Source organism: Pseudaestuariivita sp., assembly GCF_052825805.1.
The window spans coordinates 49,157-66,094 of the sequence record NZ_JBRBVB010000005.1; the positions used below are offsets into that span (position 1 = coordinate 49,157).

Sequence of the window (16,938 nt, forward strand, 5' to 3'; positions counted from 1 at the left end):
AGGCCATGAGCAAACCCGACAAAGCCACCAAGGCGGCATCGTCCTGGATCGAGGCGCACAAAGCGGACCTCAGCACGGCGACCGCCACGATCTTTGACTACGGCGAGACCGCCTGGCGCGAGTACCGCTCGGCGGCGTGGTACGTGGACAAGCTGCGCGCCGAGGGCTTTGACGTCGAGGAGGGCTCGGGCGGCATGCCAACCGCCTTTTGCGCGCACTGGACCAATGGCCCGGGCGGCAAGGTGATGATGTACGCCGAGTACGACGGCATCCCCGGCCAGTGCCAGGCGGCTGTGCCTTATGAGGCACCGCGTGAGGGGCTGCCCTACCGCGCGGGCGGACACACGGACCCGCATTCGGGGCTGGGGATCGGCGCGCTCGGCGGGCTCCTGGCCACCAAAGCCGCGATGCAAAAGCACGGAATTTCCGGCACGCTGCGCTTTATGGGTGAGCCGGCGGAGAAGGTGCGCGGCTCGAAACCCATCCACGCGGCGCGCGGGTATTACGACGGGCTCGACGCGGCGCTGTCGTTCCATCCGTACTACATGGACCCGCTCTGCAACACCGTGCGCTGGGACACCCACTGCGGCGCGGCCTACGCGATGGTCTACCGGTTTAGCTGCCCTGAACCGGAGCGCTGGGGATGGGTGGCGACCACCCATCCTACGGACGACGGCGCGCGTAGGATGGGGGGTCCTCACCCATCTGCCCCGCCGATCCCGCAGGCCCATTCCGACGTGCGGGCGCCCGGGGCGCAGGATGCGCTTGTGCAGATGTATCACCTCTCGCGGATGACCCGGGACGCGATGCTGCCGCATCGGGGCGGCTGGTCGATCTCGGAGGCGATCCTGTCGGGTGGGCAAGCCACCGCAGACAACCTCCCCGCGCGCCAGTGCGACCTGCAGTACATGATCCGCGTGCCGACGGTCGAGGACGCCGAGCGCGTGACGCTTGCCCTCGACCGAAATGCCGAGGCCGCAGCCGCCGCGACAGGCTGCACGTGGGAGCGCATCTGGGTGTCCAAGTCGCGCCCGGGCCTGGCCAACCACACGCTTGCGCAAGCAACGTGGGAGGCTTTGGAGCAGGCGGGGGCGCCCGTATGGAGCGCGGAGGCCACCCAGATCGCCCAGGACATCCAGAAGGTCGCGGGACATACGCCCAGCCCGAGCCCGTGGCTTCCCGCCATCGGCACGCTCATCGCGCCGCAGGAGGCAGAAGCGCTCCTACGGCGCGACATGCCTCCATCGCAGCTGAACAGCACGTCGGACGATTATACCGAGATGTGCTGGCATGCGCCTACTGCGCGGCTCTACGTCGGGCGGCCAGCCCTCAGCGGCGGTCCCTACCCCGGCTGGGTGCTCAATGCGCTTGGCGGCATCCCGGCCTGCATCGACCCGATGGTGGAGACCGCCGCCCGCACGCTCTCGGCCACGGCGCTGCGGCTGATGCAGGACAGGGAGTTGCGGGACACCGCCAAAAGGGAATTCATCCGCCGCACCAGCCAGAACAAGATCGAGCCGCTCTGCGACTACGATCCGCCGCTGGATCTCGATTGGCCGGAATACGTGGAGACCCCGCGCGGGCGTAGTTGGCGCTGAGGGGCGGGACCTGCGTGGGAAAGCCCTAATCCGCTAGGTTGCGTCAACAGAAGTTCACGCGCTGTTCCGCGGGGTGGCGCAATCGCGCCGCACGTTTTGCCGAAGGCAAACCTTCCGTGTGACGGGGGCGGGTCATGCTAGAGGCATGCCAGAGGCATGACGCGGCCTGACGGTGCCCGTCAGGCGGGCGCTCTATCTTGGGCGTACAGATGCCGAGTTTAGGGTTAGCCGCTCAAATCAAAAACAGCGTAATCGCCGGAAACGCCGCCAGGATCACCACCCGCACGATGTCCGACCCGACGTAGAACAGCACCGCCTTGTAGGTTGCGGTCATCGGCGTGGACTTGTCCATCGCGTTGATCACAAAGAGGTTCATCCCCACGGGCGGCGTGATGAGCCCCACCTCGACCACGATCAGCACAAGAATCCCGAACCAGATCGCGACCTGCTCGGGCGTCATGCCAAAATCGAGCCCCTGGATCACCGGAAAGAAGATCGGGATCGTCAGGAGGATCATCGACAGCGAGTCCATCAGGCAGCCGAGGATCAGGTAGAACACCAGGATCAGCGCCAGCACCACCCAAGGGCTGAACCCCTGATCGACGACAAAGGACGACATCTCCTGCGGCACCCGCGTGAGCGCGAGGAACCCGTTGTAAAAGGCCGCGCCGAGGATGATAAAGAAGATCATCGCGGTGGATTTCGCGGTAACCGAAAAGCTCTCGAGCAGGGTCTTCCAATTGAGCCCACCATTCACCAACGCGATCAGCCCGGTGCCAAAGGCGCCCACGGCGGCGCCTTCGGTCGGCGTAAACCACCCGGCATAAATGCCGCCGACCACGAGGCCGAAAACGAGCAGCACCGGCCAAACCGCAATGAGACGTGCAAACCGCTCGCTCATCGGGATCGCAGGCCGCGTGCCGGCCGAGTTCGGGTAAAGCCGCACGTAGATCGACACCGCGATCACGTACCCCAGCGCCGCCAAAAGCCCGGGGATGAAGGCCGCAAGAAAGAGCTTCGCGATGTTCTGCTCGGTCAGGATCGCATAGATCACCAGCACCACCGAGGGCGGGATCAGGATGCCCAGCGTGCCGCCCGCCGCCAAGGTCGCCGTCGAGAACCCGCCGTCGTAGCCATAGCGGCGCAGCTCCGGCAGCGCGACGCGGGACATGGTCGCCGCCGTCGCCAGCGACGATCCGCAGATCGCGCCGAACCCCGCACAGGCCCCGATGGAGGCCATCGCCACCCCGCCCTTGCGGTGACCGAGAAACCCTTCGGCGGCCCGGAACAGCGCCTGGCTCATCCCGCCCAGCGTCGCGAAATGCCCCATGAGCAGGAACATTGGCACGATCGACAGTGAGTAGCTGGAGAAGGTGGTAAACGTCTCGGACTTCAGCCGGTTGAGCGGCAGGTTGATGTTCCCGGTGACAAGGTAGAGCCCCACGAGCCCCGTCAGGAACATCGCCAGCCCGATCGGCACACGCAGGAAAATCAGCAGCAAAAGCGCCGGAAAGGACGTCAGGCCAATCTCGAGGTTGCTCATGCCTCCGACCCCTCTTCGGGGACGATGTCGCGGCCCGTGGCGGCTTCGGCCAGCCGCACGGCCGCCATGTAGGTCCCCACCAAAGCCGCCGCACTCGCGCCCGCAAGGGAGGCGGCGTAAGCCCACCAGATCGGGAATTGCAGCAGGAACGTCGTCTCCCCGTACTGCCGCTTGGACATCATCCCGTCGCTCAGCCGCCAGGCGATCACGATAAGCACGGCGGCAAAGACAACCTCGATCACCGCCTTGAGCCAACGCAGCACAGGCGCCGGCAGCCTGGAGGTGAACACATCCACCGTCGCGTGCCCTCCGGTGATCTGGCAGAGCGGCAGAAAAGCAAAGATCGCAAACGCCACGCCCGATTCCACCAGCTCGAAGTCACCGTTGATCGGGCCCACACCCAGCTCCAGTAAGCGCTCGGACCAGCCCGCCTCGAACCAGTGCAGCACACCGTTCATCTCGCGTCCGAGGATCGACAGGCACACGAGCAGGATCAACGCGGTCAGCAAGAGCCCGCCAAGGATCGCCATGACCTGCGCCAGCGTCATCATCGCCTTGTGCATTGCACCTGCCCTCCCGCTGGCGCGCTCCGTGTCCCATCAAAAACGCCGCGCAAACCAGTCGCGCGGCGTTCGATTGTAGCGGCGGTCAGCTGCCGTGCGCCGCCATCAACTCTTTGGCCTGGTCGATCAGCGCCTGCCCGTCGATGCCGCGCTCGGCCATCTCGGCCACCCACGCGTCATAAAGCGGAGCAGAAGCCGCCTCCCATGCACTCGTGTCCGACACCGTCACGATGTTGTTGCCCATCTCGACAGCCGTGGCGCGCGAGGCCGCGTCACCGCCCACCATCACGTTGGCCGCGTTGACCGAGAACCCTTCACCCGAGTTCTCGTCAAAGACCCGCTGCAGCTCCGGCGAGAGGCTGTCCCAGGACTGGCGGTTCATCACCAGCGCAAAGGTCACGGTGTAGAAATAATCGCCCTCGAACTCGGTGTGGTTCTTCACCAGCTCCGACGTCTTGAGCGAACCGGTCACCTCCCACGGGATCACCGTCCCGTCGATGACACCTTTCGAGAGCGCCTCCGGCACCGCAGGCACCGGCATGCCGACCGGCGTCGCCCCAAGCTCTTTCAAGAGCGCGTTGATCTGGCGCGAGGGACCGCGCACCTTGAGCCCTTCGAGGTCCGACGGCGCCGCGACCTCCTTGCTGGCGTGAATGACGCCGGGTCCGTGCACCCAGGTCCCCAGGACCTTGACGTCCTTGAACTCGCTGTCCTCCATGTGCTCGACCATCATGCGCCAATAGGCGGACGAGGCCGCGCCCGCGTCGCTCACCATGAAGGGCAGCTCAAAGACTTCGGTCGAGGGGAAGCGGCCCGGCGTATACCCGATCACCGTCCACGAGATGTCCACGATCCCGTCGATCGCCTGGTCCATCAGCTCGGGCGGGCGCCCGCCCAGCTGCATCGCTGGAAAGCGGTTGATCTTGACCGCGCCGTCCGAGGCCGCCTCGATGCTGTCCGCCCAGGGGTCGATGATCTGCGAGGGGATCAGCGCCGGCGCCGGCAGAAAGCCGTGCAGGTTGAACTCGAAATCCGCCGCCTGCGCCGTGCCCGTCAGGCCCAGCGCCAGGGCCGCCGCCCCCAGGAAATTGCGTCGATTGAACATGTCATCCTCCCATTTGACTGCCGCGCGCCGCATAAGACGCACCGCGATTCGACCGATGTATGGGCACAATTTGTAACTGTCCCGCGGGGCTTACCAGCAAATTCGCCGCTGGGGTCGTCTACTCCGCTTCCGTCAGAGTCAGCGCAACGGACGGCAGCCCGACCACATGGCCCTCCAACGTGTCGCCTGCCACGACCGCTCCGACGCCCGCAGGCGTGCCGGTCATCACCAGATCGCCCGGCCGCAGGTGATAGAGCGTCGACAGATGCACGAGGATCGCCGGCACGTCATGGATCATCTCCGACAGCCGCGCATCCTGCCGCACCTGGCCGTTCACCTCCAGCCAGATGCGCCGGTCACCCAACGCTCCTACTTTTGCCAGAGAAGACAGCACCGCCTGCCCCTCGCCATCCTTGCCGATGTCCCAGGGACGGCGCTTGTCCTTGGCCTGCCCCTGCAGATCACGCCGCGTCATGTCGAGCCCCGTCCCGTAGGCGTAAACCGCCGCCTCGGCCTCGTCCGCGCTGCACCGAAAGAGCTCCGCCCCCAGCACAAACGTCAACTCCATCTCGTGATGATAATCTTCCGTGCCCGGCGGATAGGGCAACACGGCCCCCGAGTGCACCGCATTGGCCGGCGACTTGGTAAAGTAAAACGGCGCCTCCCGGTCCACTTCATTGCCCATCTCGGCCGCATGCGCCGCATAGTTGCGCCCCACGCAAAAGATACGCGACACCGGATAGCGCGCCGTCTCGCCCTCAACCTCCAGCGCAAACACCGGCGCCGGCTCAAACAGATAGCTCATCGCGAGACTCCCATGTTCTCTGGTTCAAAAATACCTCGGGGGGATCGGTGAAAATCCCTGGATTTTCACCGTGGGGGGCAGAGCCCCCATCAACCAAAAAATAAAGCGGCGAAGCCTCATTTTGATCACCGCGGCGGCAATCGCGTCGCCCCGTCCAAACGAATGGTCGTCCCGTTCAAATAGGGGTTCTCGGCAATCTGCGCCACCATCAGTGCGAACTCCGACGGGTTCCCCAAACGCTTCGGACCCACGATGTTCGACACGATCTTGGCCGTCACGTCTTCCGGCAACCCTTCCATCATCGGCGTGTTGAAAAGGCCCGGCGCAATCGCCACCACCCGGATACCCAGACCCGTCAACTCACGCGCGGCGGGCAGCGACATCGAGGCCACCCCGCCCTTGGACGCGGCATAGCCGCACTGGCCGAACTGCCCCTCTTCCATCGCGATGGAGGAGGTGTTCACGATCACGCCGCGCTCTCCGCCTTCGAGCGGCTCCAGCGTCGCCATGTGACGCGCCGCGTGGGACATGACGTTGAAGGTCCCGATGAGGTTCACGCCGATCACCCGCGCAAAGAGCTCCGTCGACAGCGCGCCCTCCCGGCCGAGGATCCGCCCCGCATCGGCGATGCCCGCGCAATTGACCGCAAGGCGCGGCGCGCCGATCTCGGCCACCACGGCGTCCATGGCAGCACCCACGGCGTCCGCGTCGCGTACATCGACCTGCGCCGCGGCACCGCCCAACTCGGCGGCCAACGCCTCGGCACCGGCAAGGTCATGGTCCAAAAGACCCACCCGCGCGCCCAGCCCCGCCAAATGCCGCGCCGTTGCCGCACCAAGCCCGCTTGCGCCGCCCGTGATGATCGCGCTTTGCCCTGATATCTGCATGCCCTGCTCCCCTGCCGCCAACCCGAACAGGGATGGCGAAAGAGGGCGCAAGTGTCAAAGGGCGAGGTTCAGACCCCTAGGGCTCCCACACCCCCGTCTGCCGCCCGCCGAGCTTGGAGTTCGAGAGCGGCCGCCAGGTCTCTGCCATCGCCGCAATCTGCGGATCGGCGCGCATCGCCAGATACGCCTCGAGCCAGGCCAGCTGAAACCCGCCCAGATCGCGCGAGCCGTCGAAAAAGCTCTGCACCTCGCCCGAGTGCCGCGCCGACGCCGCGCCGCTCTGCAAGTCCTCGACCGCGAACCGTGCCGCGCGTGGCAGCGCGCGGTCACATTCAGCCATCAGGTCATAGCCATGCGGCGCGACCAGCTTGGCCGTCACCGTCAGCGGTGCAACCGCGTGCAGCTGGTAGTGCAAAGCGTGTTTGCCCCGGCCCATCTCCTGCGGCAGGCTGCCGTCCTCGCTGGCGGTACACATCACGTACGACGCCGACCACACCGCCCAGGCGCGTAGCACCGGGTCTTCGGTGAGCTCCGCGACCGAGGCACCGGCCAGCGCCGCCCAGCCACGCAGGTTGCCGCGCTTGGCGCCGTTCGGCGCTTCGGCCTCCCAGTAGATGCGCTGCGCCTGCATCAGACCACCCAGCCAGTCGTGGATCGTGAACCACCGCGGATCGCCGCGATCCACGGTCTGGATTTTGCGCGCGACGAGCGCGAGCCCGGCGATGCGCGAGGCGATCGTGAGCCGTGACGTGTCGCTCTTGAGCGCGCCCAGCGCGCCGGCCTCCGCCCACGTGTAAAGCGTTTCGATCACGCAATCGGCGGCCCCCACGTCACCATCAAGCACGTCATCGGCGGCGCGCGCCAGATCGCGGATCAGGTCGTCCACAGGTTTAAGCTGTTCGACAGCCTCGGCCTCTGCTTCGTCGTCTATCACGGTCGAGCCCGTGCCTTCCACGTAGCGCGAGCCAAAGGACAGACCGTGTACCGGCTCCGGAGGGACGCATTCCGCCGCCACCGGAGTCGCGCCGCAGCACAGAACCACGGCCCCTGCCAAAAGCGCCCTCATGAGCCGCTCAGGCGCAAAAGGCGTGCCGTGCGCTCGGCCTCGGGGTGGCCCGCCCGCGCCGCCTGGTCGAGCCAGGCAAGCGCTTCGGGGACGTCTCGCACGACGCCCAGCCCGCGGCCCAGCATGTCGCCATAGGCGGCCATGCCCTCGATGTTGCCGGCTTCGGCGGCTGACTTCAGCCACTGAGCCGCTTCGGCGAGGTGGGCGCGCGAGCTGGCGCGGTCGCGGAGGAGCAAACCGAACTCGGCGCGCGTCGACACGTCGCTGCCCTCGCCGAGACGGCGGAAGAGCGCGGAGATGTCGTACTGCGCAAGAACCGCGTCCTGCACAGGCCCACCGGCGCGGCGGAATTGTCCAAGCACCCACGCCTGGTCCTGTGCGGTCCCATCGGCAGCCAGAGCGAGCAAGTGGCCAGCTGCAACGTCAGGATCATAGTTCTCGAGGTTCGGATCACTGGTCAACTGGTACAGAACACGGCGAGCGGCCAAATCGCCATCTTCGAGCGCCCGCTGCTGCACCCCTGCAGCGTTGGGCGCGGCCCCGGTGTCGAAGGCGCCCAGCTGAACATCGCTGAGCCGCAGTTTCGACAACACATGTTTGCCCTCGAGCGTCAGACCGATCTGCTTCCACCGGAAGGCCTGGGTCATGTCGCCAAGGATGGTATAGGCGTCCGCCATCTCTTCGACGTCCTTGGTCGAGCAGTTCATCTGCTGGACCGCGCGGTCGAAGTAGTCGGCCCGTTTGTCAGGGCTGACATGCGGAAGGGAGAACATCATCGCGAGGAAATCGCCCCGCTTTTCGATCTCGTCGGCGTATTGCTCGTAGACCGAGCGTTCGGTGCGCACGTCGGACTGCAGGCGCGAGATCAGACGGATCGCCGCCCCCTCGCCCCGGTGCGCGGCCTGGTCGAGCAGACGCAGGATTTCATCCGCGATCTCCGGCACACGGCCGTTGTCCTCGACCAGTGCGATGGCAAGGTCGAGCGCGGTCGTCACACCGTTGTTGAGGTAGACGCGGCGGAAGAACTCGATCGCGCGCGTGCGCTCGGCGGGGTTCGTCGCCAGCTCGAATTCCAGCTCGGCAAAGAGCTCCATCGCCTTGTCCGAACGGTTGAGCCGTTTCGCCCAGATGCGCTGCGCGCGTTCGGACATGAACGGATCGATCTGCACCCGCTGCGCGTGGCGCGCGAGGCTGTCGATGCGCCCGTTCAGCGCCTGGCTCTGGATGCGCGCGATGGTCCACGGCTCCTTGTAGCGGTCGAGCGCGATCAGGTCGGTGGCTGAGATCGGCACCGTCTTGTGCTCGCTCGCGGCATAGGCATCCGCCCAGGGCTGCGCCTCCCAGAGGCGCGGCGCGTCGGGCGCCTTGCAGCGGTAGAGGCTGTCGAGCTCGTGCATCGCCGCCTCCATCCCGTGACGGCTGACGCTGTCGGTCCAGAGGTCGACGGCGCGGTTCAGTATCGCCGGATCATCGCGATAGCGCACAAGCAGCGCGGCCAGCTCGTACTGCCCTTCGGCATCGCCCAGCTCGGTCGCCTTCTCGAGGTATTCGCGCGCGCGGTCCTCCCCGCCCCAGCGGCCAAAGCGCACACGGGTCTCACGTGCAAGGCGGGTGTAGGCCCGGCCCGGCGCCGAAGGCAGCATCACCACTTCTTGCAGGTACTGGAAGAAGAGCCCGTCCTCGTCCGCCTCCTGCGCGTCGACATTGACCCGCAGCTCCAGCAGCTTGGACATCTGCGCCCGGCGACTGCGATCCTCGGAATGGTTGAAGCCGAGGATTTCGCGCACGATCTCGAGCCGCGCACCGGAGGCTTCGAGCTCGGCGATCTGCGCCTCGTCCGGCACCATGCCGCGCTCAACCGCCTTTTTCAGGTAGTGCAGCATCTCGACGTTGTCTTTCTCGGCAGCGTCGGCCTTGAGGTGAAATTCCACCATCCGCCACGCGCCCGAGCGCGAACCGAGGTCGGCCGAAAACCGCAGCCAGGCGCGCGCCACATCGGGGTTGCGCGAGACGACGTTGCCTTCGAGGTACTCCTGCGCGAGGCGCTCGGCCCGGCGGCAAACGCCCTCGTCCAGCTGGCCGAGAAAACCGCCAAACGCCATCGTCACGGTCAGATCGAGCGGCGCATCCCAGTCGGGCATCGGCTCGCCCTTGAGCTGCATCCGCGCGATGTCGAGCAGCGCGTTGGCGTGGCCCGCATAGGCCGCCTGCCGCACCAGCTCGCGGGCATAGGGCAGGTCCTCGGCCACGGCGATCCCGTCGCGAAAGTGGCGGGCCAGCTTCATCTTTTGGTTGTTCGACAAGGCGTCGGCTTCGGCGCGCAGGCGCTGGAAGACGCCCGTCGCGGCCAGCTCGTCGAACTTGCCGGCGGCGATGTAGAGGTCGATCCGGGCAAAGTCCGCCTCGGGCCCGGCAAACCGCGCGTCGATCCGCTCGCGCCACGAGATCAGGTCGCTGATGAATTCGAAGAACTGGACCGGGTCCTCGTTGATCAGCTGCCGCACATGGCGGTCGATGTAGAGGATGCGGTGCACGTCCTCGAGGAACTCTTCCTCGCCCTCTTCGTCCACGTCGATCGAGACGTCCTGGGTGCGCGGGTTGCAGACGTTGCGCGGCTCGAAGGCGGGCGGCATGAACACCAGGTCCAGCGTGCGCGCCTGTTGCGCGGTCCCGATATGCGGGAGGATCAGCGCGGCTGCGCCGGTCAAAAGAAGTTTACGCAAGTTCATCTCACATGCCCTCCTGTTCGAGGCAGGCCACAACGCGCGGCTGCGGTCCAAAATTGGCGTCGAGCGCGATGTCGAGGTGCACCGCCCCGTCTCTCCAGAGCCCGCTGGTCGGGACAAAGAACCTTCCCGTTGCCACCTGGCCCTTGTTGCGCACGACGGCGCGGGTGCGGGTCAGGCCCTGGCGGTTGGTGAAGACAAACCGCGCCTCGGTGGCGGGCACTTCGCCCGCGTCGAGGAAGAGCGTGTAGCGTGCACCCGGATCGAGCGGCGTGAGGTCCACGCGGATCTCCGAGTTGCTCATGGTAAAGGCCGTGAGGGGCGTCCGGCAGGCCGAGGGGCCTTGCGCGGCGGCGATCAGTTCGGCCATCGGCTGGTCGCCGTACTGGCCGAGGTTGTGCTGGATCGGCACCTCCCACACGAGCACCGAGGGGCGCCCGGTCTGGAACGGGGTCGAGGTCAGGTAGCTGGAGATCGCACCAAAGGCGCCGCCGCCGTTGACGGCGTAGTGTACGGTCTCGATCCCGGAGAATTCGCTGAGGAACCCGGCAAAGTTCATCTCGGGCATGCCGGTCATCTCCGTCCCGACGGCAGCGATCTGCATCCGCCGCTGCGACCCCGACTGCCCGGCAAAGATGTTGGCGCCCAGCGCATTGCCCGCGCGCTGTGCCATCGCGGTGCTATAAGGCAGGATTTGCGGTTTCGGCAGGTCGCTCAGGCACGCCTGTTGCAGCCGCGCGTGCAGCGCGGATTGCACCATCATCGGTGTGCCGGAGGCAGAGGTGAACGTGCTGCGCGCGACGTTCTGGAATTCGGGCAGCTCGAGGATCGCCGCCGCCGTTGCCTCGGCCACGCGGCGCACGCCTTCGGTCGTCAGGCGCGGATCGGTGCGCAGGTAGGCGGGGCGCTCGACCGACGAGGTCACCAGCGCATTGCGGGCATCGACCGTCACCACACCTGCCTCGCGCAGACGCCGCACGGCGTCGTCGTAGACGGTGGTCGCGAGATCGATGTCAAAGCCGTAGTCGAGCGCGACCGGGCCCAGCTTGTCCGGCCACCCGAGCGCCTTGGTCGGGACGGGCACGTAGACCAGCGTGGTGCCTTGCGCCTGCAGCGCGGCCGCGAGGCGCGCGACCTGCGCCACGGATTTCTCCGAGATGTTGTGGTGCGAGTCGAGGTCGGGCGTGATCGAGTAGAACACGCCGCCGACGCCTTCGAATGCCGACGAAAAGCTGCCGTCGTCGAGGTTGGTGCAGCCGTACATCGACTGCGCCTCTGCCTCAGAAGTGGACCACATACCGCACACGGCGGCCAGGGCCGCGCTTGCCAGAAGCTGTCTCATGAGATGTGCCTCGCCTTTGTGCCTCAATTGGTCTGGATGTCCGCCACGCCGCTCGATGCCGGGTCCGCAAGGAGGACCGACATGTTGAGCGCCATGGTGCGCACAGCCAGGTTGCTCGATGATTGCGCCCTTTCGAGGTAGCGGCGTGCCTGCGCCTCCGCCTCGGGCGTTCTTGGGGTATTTCTGATCAGGTCCAGCGCCATGCGCAGCTCGACGCGGCCATCGCCGCCGGCCGAATGCTCTTCGATCCGCGCGCGGGTGCGCGCCGAGAGCTTGCCAAAGAGCCGGCCTTCGCCGTTGTAGGCCACGACCGCATCCATCGCGAGCGGGTTGCCCGCCCACGCATAGGGATAGAGGATGCGCATCAGCTGGTTTTTGAGCGCCTGCGATGTCGTGTCGGGGTCAAGGTATTCCATCGCGCGGATCATCTTCTTGAGCGACGACACGCGCCCGGCGCCTGCGGAAATCGAGGCATACTGCGCGATCTCCGTCGCATTCTCCTCGAGCCCCTCGCGCCAGAGCAGGTTCGAATAGCGCAGCGCGGCGAGCGTGTCCTGCCGGTCGGCGAGCGCTTTGAGCGTCTCGCGCGGCAGCTCTTGTTTGTCGAGCAGCGCAACCCGTGCCTGGCGCAGCTCGCGGGAGCGCAGATACTTGGTCTTGCGCAGGCCGCGGTCCACCACGATGGAGATGTCGTGGCCCTCGGTCGAAGTGGCCTTTGGCAGGCGGAAGTCGATCTCGGCCTCGGTCGCCTGCGCGGTTGTCGCCACGACGCCCAGCGCAAAGAGCCCGGTCAAGAGGACATAGAGCAGAGCCTTGCGCATCACGAGCCCCCCTGCCGCGGCTTGCAGCCGGTCTGCGGGATCGCGTCGAAGGTCAGCCCGCCGGCGGAGAGCACCATCGGACGCGGCTCCATCTTGTGAGCAAAGATCGCGTTCTGGGGCGAGATGTCGCCCGAGAGGTACTTGGGCAATTGCCGGGTGAAGTCGTTGTTCTCGAGCACGAGGTCGGCGCCGGTCGCCGTGGTCAGCCCGGCACGGTTCTGAGCAAAGAGGTTGTCCTTCACGAGCACGTTCACACCGTTGTCCTGCGCGCTGACCCAAAGGCCCGCGCTGCGGTTCATGGTGATGCGATTGCCGACCACCTGCACGCCGCGCGCGCTGCGCACCTCGATGCCCTTCTGGCGGTTCTCGACCACCCAGTTGCCGGCGATGGTGCCGCAATGGGCCTTGGCAAAGATGATGCCCGCGCCGCGGCGACGCCAGATCACGTTGTCCTCGATCCGGGCACGCTGGCTGTCGAACTTGAGCACGATGCCGGCGCGCTCGCCGCCGAGAATGAGGTTGCGCTCGATCCGGGCGTCATAGGAGCCGCGCACCACCTGGATGGCGTTGAACGCACCGCCCTGGAAGAAGACGTTGTCGGTCAGCACCGGACGGCCCGCGTTCACGATGGAGAGCGCCACGCGCTGCGGGTTGCGGAAGCGGTTGCCGACGACGCGCACGTCCTGGTCGGTGTCGATCCAGACCGAGCCGATGGTGTCGAAGAGGTTGCCGCTGATCTCGGAAGTGCCGCGGGACATGTGCAGGCCGTTGCGGGCGATCGAGATGCCGGCGAACTTGGACGTCCGGCCAAAGCCAAGATGCGAAAAGGTGCTCTTGCGCAGGATCAGGCGACCGCCGTTTGCGGCGGTGATGAAGGGCTTGAAGTCGGGCGCGTGCACGTTCGGGCCGCCCGTGCCGCTGATCGTCGCGCCCGTGGTCTCCAGCAGACCTAGCACCAACATGAAGGCACCCGCCTCGCGGTCGAATTCGAGATGGTGGCCCGGGCTTAGGATCAGCTCGGCATTGTCCCAGATCACCACAGGGCGGGTCAGCACGAGCACGCCGCGCGCGTCGACCGCGCCGGCGTTGGCCGAGCGGGCCGCCTGGATCAGCTCGCTCAGACCGGCACGGCCCTTGCGCAGCACCAGCGCCTTGGGCGAGGCGTCGCCCTGGGCGGTCACCACGTCAAAGATGTCACCCGCACCGTGGCTTTGGCTGAGCATCGCCAGCGGCAGGCGCATGTCGAGGTCCTGAAAGTCGAGGCCAAGCGTGCTTGGCGAGTCACCGTCTGTCGAGGAGGGCCGGAGCAGCGTCATCTGCTGCAACTCGGCCACGTCATCGGCGCCCGGTCCCGCCTCGAGCCCGTGGGGCAGCACGACGGGCGCCCACGGGTCGGCGGCAAGATTGCGCTCCAGCGTCATCAGCGCCTGCGAGAGCTGCATCGACAGCCGGTCAGGTGCGGCAACCGCCGCGCCCGCCAGTCCGATCACGATGCAAAAGCTCGCCGCAAAGCACAGATAAGACGCCAGTTTACGCATATTTTGCCAGGTCCTCGAGAGTTTCTTCGCTGGTGACCGGGAGGGTCACGACGATCAGTTCCGCATACGACGTGCCGCGGTTGGTGACGCGGGTGTCGTGCACCGGCGGCAGCTGATGGCGCGCGCCCTGCTCGAGCAGGAACGGCGTCTCGGCACCGGCGGCGATCTCCACCTTGCCGGAGGCGACGATCACCTCCTGGCCGGGCCCTGCGTCGATGCGCACATCCGCGCCCGGGCGCACCCGAAGGGACGACAGGTTGAGCCCCTCATTGGCGATGATCTGGCGCACCTTGCCCCAGGGCTTTTCGGTCCCCGAGTGCTGGTGCGCCTCGATGCGCTCCTCGCCCTTGAGGTGCTCTGCGACCTTTTTGACCGACTGGCAGTGACCCACGCGGGTGACCATCAGCGCGTCTTCGGTGTCGACGATGATGATGTCCGTCAAGCCTACCACGGTCACGAGGCGGTTGTCCGAGCGCACCATGGTGTTCTGCGTCTCGACGGCGATCACGTCGCCCTGCAGCACGTTGCCCTGCGCGTCGGCGTCCGAGATACCATACATCGCCGTCCACGAGCCGACGTCAGACCAGTCGATGTCGAGCGGCGCGAGCGCGATCTTGTCGGTCTTTTCAAAGACCATGCTCTCGGTCGGCTCGTCCTTGCAGTTGATGAAGGCGTCCTCGTCGAGGAAGAGCCCCTCCTCGGTCTCGTGCCCACGCGCGATGGCCTTGGTCACCCAGTCCACGGTCTCGGGGTCGACCTTGCGGTACTCCTCGATGATCGTGTCGGCGCGGAACATCGAGATGCCCGACGCCCAGTAGGCGATGTCGCTTTCGACCAGCAGCCGCGCCTTGCGGGTGGGCGGCTTTTCGACGAACCGCTCGACCGCGTGCAGGCCGTTGTGACCCACGATCGGGCCGCCGTCGGTGATGTAGCCAAAGCCGGTCTCGGCATAGCGAGGCTTGATCCCGTAGGTGATGATATAGCCCGCGTCCGCCGGCTTTTGCATCGCGCGGATGGTGGTGTTGATGTCGCCCTCGATCACGTGATCGGCCGGCACCACAAGCATGATCGCGCCCGGGTCGGTCTCGGCCAGCACGATGGCCGCGGCCAGGACGGCCGGGCCGGTGTTGCGCCCGATGGGCTCGAGGATGATCTGAGCGCCGCGCTCGATCTCGGCCAGCTGCGCCTTGAGCGTGCGGCGGTGCCGCGCGGAGGACACGATGACCGGGTCGGCAAAGCCGGCGCCCGAGTGCCGCTCGACGGCGGACTGGAAGAACGTGGGCGTGTCGACGCCTCCCACACGCTGGAACTGCTTTGGACTTTGCGTCCGCGAGACGGGCCAAAGGCGTGTCCCGTTACCCCCACAGATGATCAAAGGATGAATGAGCTGTGTCATGATCTGAAGTACCCCAGGATGTTTGGCAGACGGAAAATGGACTTCATCAGGCGCACCCGTCCGGGTTTGCCGATGTCGCCCGCATCCAAGGAGCCGGAGGTCGGCTCCAAGGTCACAGGGAGATACAGGTCCCCCTGCTGCGCAGCAGCGTTGGTGGCCGACGACTGGATGACCTTGACGGGGATTTTACGCCCGTCGGACATCACGATGGAGACGCTGTCCCCGTTGACCGCACGGCTCAGGCCATCGACGCTCATCATGGCCTCGACGGTTACGGCGGTCTCGCCCTTGCGGTGGAAGGTGAGGATCGGATCGCTTGGCAGCACCGTCGCACCTTCGTAGATCCCGTCGGCCAGACGGACCTCGCAGTCGCAGGGCAATTGGAAGTTCAGGATGTCGCCCGAGTTGGCGCTGATCGAAAAGATCACGTCGCCCTGGACGGCAGAGGGGTTCAGATAGGTGATCTGACCCGCAGAGGTCGAACGCATGTCCTGACCCGCCTGCGCGACAAAGATCGGGCGCGCCTCGTAGGAGAAGACATAGCGGTTCATCAGCAGCGACGCGGCAAGGCCGATCACGGCCACACAGGCGGCGCCGACGATGGCACTCTTGACATAGTTGCGGCCGATCTTGACGTCGGCATCCTTGACGCCCTTCGGCTTGACCGGGCCGGTGTAGCTCAGGAACGCGCCCAGCGTCACGAAGTCGCCCGCGATGAAGCTGTTGATGATGTAGCGCAGCTGCGGCAGGTGCGTGCCGGTCGGGTCGGCGAACTCGAGCCCGAGCTCGGAGGACTCGCGCCCCGAGACCACGCGCACTTCGGGCGTCAGGTCGATCTGGAACCCGTCAAAGGTGAACTTGACCTGCGCCAGACGGCTTGCGCCTCCGGTCTCGAGCTCGGTCTCCAGCGTCCGCTTGATATAGACATGCGTGAGCGACAGGCCCGCGCCTTCGTAGCGGTCGTCGCCCAGCTGCACAGTGAACGGGATAGGCAGGACCGGGTGCTCGCGCTCGGTCACGAAATCCGTCGGGATCGGCTGCGCGGGCGCAGGTGCGGGCGCCGGCTCGGCAGGCGCCTCGGCTTGCGCGGCGGCCGCGGTCATCGGCGGCATCGCCTCTTGCACGGCCGCCTGCACTTGCGGGTGCATCGGCGCCTGCTGCGGCGCCTGCGGCTGCGGCATGTGCTCGGCCGGCATCTGCGGCTGCATTTGCGGCTGAGGCGCGTACATGCCTTGCGGCTGCATCTGAGGTTGAACCTGCGCGTGCGGCATCACCTGCGCGGGCGCCTCGGGCGCACGCAACGCAGCGCTGAAAAAGCCCTGCTGCGGCGGCTGGTACGGCGCTTGCGCCACAGGCTCTAGACCCGGCGTCGGCATCGGCGGCACGGGTGCTGCGGCAGCAACCGCCGCGGCCTTCTTGCTGCGCTTGGAGGCTTTCTTCTTGGACCGTGTCCCGCGGTCCGAAGTCGACAGCTCCAGCGGCGCACCTGCGGCGTCACCGGCAAGTTTGCGGTTGATATCGCTCGAAAGTTTCAGTTCGCCCGGCATG

13 protein-coding genes are annotated in these 16,938 nt (G+C 66.5%); 1 reads left to right on the forward strand and 12 read right to left on the reverse strand.

Translation table 11 applies throughout. The annotated features are described in order from the left end of the window. Positions 1-5: 5 nt before the first annotated feature. Positions 6-1,598 (forward strand): amidohydrolase, encoded by a 1,593-nt coding sequence (locus ACU0B3_RS07970; RefSeq protein ID WP_446260314.1) that lies wholly within the window; start codon positions 6-8, stop codon positions 1,596-1,598. Positions 1,599-1,830: 232 nt separating this feature from the next. Here the strand turns inward: ACU0B3_RS07970 and ACU0B3_RS07975 are convergent, their stop codons facing one another. The 12 genes from ACU0B3_RS07975 to ACU0B3_RS08030 form a co-directional block, all read right to left on the reverse strand. Continuing rightward, positions 1,831-3,141: a TRAP transporter large permease gene (locus tag ACU0B3_RS07975; RefSeq protein WP_446260315.1), complete on the reverse strand. Its 1,311-nt coding sequence runs from the start codon at positions 3,139-3,141 to the stop codon at positions 1,831-1,833. Then, positions 3,138-3,704: a TRAP transporter small permease gene (locus ACU0B3_RS07980; protein WP_446260316.1), complete on the reverse strand. Its 567-nt coding sequence runs from the start codon at positions 3,702-3,704 to the stop codon at positions 3,138-3,140. Before ACU0B3_RS07980 ends, ACU0B3_RS07975 begins: the two co-directional genes overlap by 4 nt. 85 nt (positions 3,705-3,789) lie before the next feature. Beyond that, positions 3,790-4,809, reverse strand: a complete 1,020-nt coding sequence (locus ACU0B3_RS07985) for a TRAP transporter substrate-binding protein (RefSeq protein WP_446260317.1) — start codon at positions 4,807-4,809, stop codon at positions 3,790-3,792. Between the two features lie 118 nt (positions 4,810-4,927). Beyond that, complete coding sequence (locus tag ACU0B3_RS07990; RefSeq protein WP_446260318.1) at positions 4,928-5,614, reverse strand: fumarylacetoacetate hydrolase family protein; 687 nt, start codon at positions 5,612-5,614, stop codon at positions 4,928-4,930. Positions 5,615-5,739: 125 nt separating this feature from the next. Further along, entirely contained in the window at positions 5,740-6,501 is a 762-nt protein-coding gene (locus tag ACU0B3_RS07995; RefSeq protein WP_446260319.1) for an SDR family NAD(P)-dependent oxidoreductase, read from the reverse strand. A 76-nt stretch (positions 6,502-6,577) separates the two neighbouring features. Continuing rightward, positions 6,578-7,567 (reverse strand): alginate lyase family protein, encoded by a 990-nt coding sequence (locus ACU0B3_RS08000; RefSeq protein WP_446260320.1) that lies wholly within the window; start codon positions 7,565-7,567, stop codon positions 6,578-6,580. Further along, a complete protein-coding gene (locus ACU0B3_RS08005; protein ID WP_446260321.1) occupies positions 7,564-10,296 on the reverse strand; it encodes a tetratricopeptide repeat protein in 2,733 nt (910 codons plus the stop codon). Before ACU0B3_RS08005 ends, ACU0B3_RS08000 begins: the two co-directional genes overlap by 4 nt. A gap of 1 nt (position 10,297) precedes the next feature. Then, positions 10,298-11,590 (reverse strand): alginate O-acetyltransferase AlgX-related protein, encoded by a 1,293-nt coding sequence (locus ACU0B3_RS08010; RefSeq protein WP_446260322.1) that lies wholly within the window; start codon positions 11,588-11,590, stop codon positions 10,298-10,300. A gap of 68 nt (positions 11,591-11,658) precedes the next feature. Then, a complete protein-coding gene (locus ACU0B3_RS08015) occupies positions 11,659-12,456 on the reverse strand; it encodes a hypothetical protein (RefSeq protein WP_446260323.1) in 798 nt (265 codons plus the stop codon). Further along, positions 12,456-13,994, reverse strand: a complete 1,539-nt coding sequence (locus ACU0B3_RS08020; protein WP_446260324.1) for a right-handed parallel beta-helix repeat-containing protein — start codon at positions 13,992-13,994, stop codon at positions 12,456-12,458. Before ACU0B3_RS08020 ends, ACU0B3_RS08015 begins: the two co-directional genes overlap by 1 nt. Next, positions 13,987-15,390: a mannose-1-phosphate guanylyltransferase/mannose-6-phosphate isomerase gene (locus tag ACU0B3_RS08025; protein ID WP_446260325.1), complete on the reverse strand. Its 1,404-nt coding sequence runs from the start codon at positions 15,388-15,390 to the stop codon at positions 13,987-13,989. The genes ACU0B3_RS08020 and ACU0B3_RS08025 overlap by 8 nt, the downstream gene beginning before the upstream one ends. After that, positions 15,387-16,937, reverse strand: a complete 1,551-nt coding sequence (locus tag ACU0B3_RS08030) for a hypothetical protein (protein ID WP_446260326.1) — start codon at positions 16,935-16,937, stop codon at positions 15,387-15,389. Before ACU0B3_RS08030 ends, ACU0B3_RS08025 begins: the two co-directional genes overlap by 4 nt. Position 16,938 lies beyond the last annotated feature (1 nt).

Bases quoted from the DNA above. Each gene is read 5' to 3' on its own strand.
- ACU0B3_RS07970 (WP_446260314.1), top strand. From the start codon at position 6: ATGAGCAAACCCGACAAAGCCACCAAGGCGGCATCGTCCTGGATCGAG.
- ACU0B3_RS07975 (WP_446260315.1), bottom strand. From the start codon at position 3,141: ATGAGCAACCTCGAGATTGGCCTGACGTCCTTTCCGGCGCTTTTGCTG.
- ACU0B3_RS07980 (WP_446260316.1), bottom strand. From the start codon at position 3,704: ATGCACAAGGCGATGATGACGCTGGCGCAGGTCATGGCGATCCTTGGC.
- ACU0B3_RS07985 (WP_446260317.1), bottom strand. From the start codon at position 4,809: ATGTTCAATCGACGCAATTTCCTGGGGGCGGCGGCCCTGGCGCTGGGC.
- ACU0B3_RS07990 (WP_446260318.1), bottom strand. From the start codon at position 5,614: ATGAGCTATCTGTTTGAGCCGGCGCCGGTGTTTGCGCTGGAGGTTGAG.
- ACU0B3_RS07995 (WP_446260319.1), bottom strand. From the start codon at position 6,501: ATGCAGATATCAGGGCAAAGCGCGATCATCACGGGCGGCGCAAGCGGG.
- ACU0B3_RS08000 (WP_446260320.1), bottom strand. From the start codon at position 7,567: ATGAGGGCGCTTTTGGCAGGGGCCGTGGTTCTGTGCTGCGGCGCGACT.
- ACU0B3_RS08005 (WP_446260321.1), bottom strand. From the start codon at position 10,296: ATGAACTTGCGTAAACTTCTTTTGACCGGCGCAGCCGCGCTGATCCTC.
- ACU0B3_RS08010 (WP_446260322.1), bottom strand. From the start codon at position 11,590: ATGTGGTCCACTTCTGAGGCAGAGGCGCAGTCGATGTACGGCTGCACC.
- ACU0B3_RS08015 (WP_446260323.1), bottom strand. From the start codon at position 12,456: ATGCGCAAGGCTCTGCTCTATGTCCTCTTGACCGGGCTCTTTGCGCTG.
- ACU0B3_RS08020 (WP_446260324.1), bottom strand. From the start codon at position 13,994: ATGCGTAAACTGGCGTCTTATCTGTGCTTTGCGGCGAGCTTTTGCATC.
- ACU0B3_RS08025 (WP_446260325.1), bottom strand. From the start codon at position 15,390: ATGACACAGCTCATTCATCCTTTGATCATCTGTGGGGGTAACGGGACA.
- ACU0B3_RS08030 (WP_446260326.1), bottom strand. From the start codon at position 16,937: ATGCCGGGCGAACTGAAACTTTCGAGCGATATCAACCGCAAACTTGCC.